Annotated in this window: 1 protein-coding gene; it reads right to left on the bottom strand. The window is 64.7% G+C overall.

Annotated elements, in window-relative coordinates; translation table 11 throughout:
- Window positions 1-692: pyridoxamine 5'-phosphate oxidase family protein (locus GYA94_RS26725; protein ID WP_174824220.1), on the bottom strand; the 692-nt coding region annotated here is incomplete at both ends.

Raw genomic sequence — 692 nt, 5'->3', positions numbered from 1 at the left:
GCCATTGGCGCTGCTGCTGACGTTGCTGCAAACGCGCATCGGCCTCGGCCCAGGTGCCGGTCATCAGGCTGGTCGGGGCGTACTCCTTGAACGCCCAGCGCAGGGAAACCGCAGCCGGCCGCCACACCACCTGGTCGACCTCCAGCGTCCACAGCCGCTCTGCACCTTCGAACGCCTGGATGGCCGGGCTTTCCAGCAGCACCTCGGCACGCCCGCCCAGCTGCAGCACGTTGCCGTTGCTGAAGTCGATGAACAGCAAACCTGCCCTCGGGTTGACCAACAAGTTGCCCAAGGTGTTGAAGTGCAGGTTACCGGCGTAGTCGGGAATGGTCAGCGTATTGCCTTGGACCCTGACGAATCCTGGCCGACCGCCACGGTGGGACACATCCACCGAACGCTGGCCGTTGTCATGCTCGACATAGCTGGCGACGAAGAAGGTGTCGGCAGACTGGATCATACTGACGGTCGTGGCATCCAGGGCCGTCGCATCGATGCGCCCCTGGGCCGGTTCGGCGACGCGCGTGTAATCGCGCAACTGGATGTATTGCGGGCAGTTGCCGAACGACTGCTCTACCGTCACCTGCAATTGCCCTGCAACCTCCTGGCGAATCTGCCCGTTGAGGCGGTTGCGCCGGCGGGTGTGCAGTTCGATGCCCAGCAGGCCGATTGCCTGCCCGGCGACCAAGCCCGGG

The organism is Pseudomonas juntendi (assembly GCF_009932375.1).
GTDB lineage: Bacteria > Pseudomonadota > Gammaproteobacteria > Pseudomonadales > Pseudomonadaceae > Aquipseudomonas > Aquipseudomonas juntendi.
Note: the sequence above shows the minus strand (reverse complement) of the source record. Positions and strands in the feature narration are given on the sequence as shown.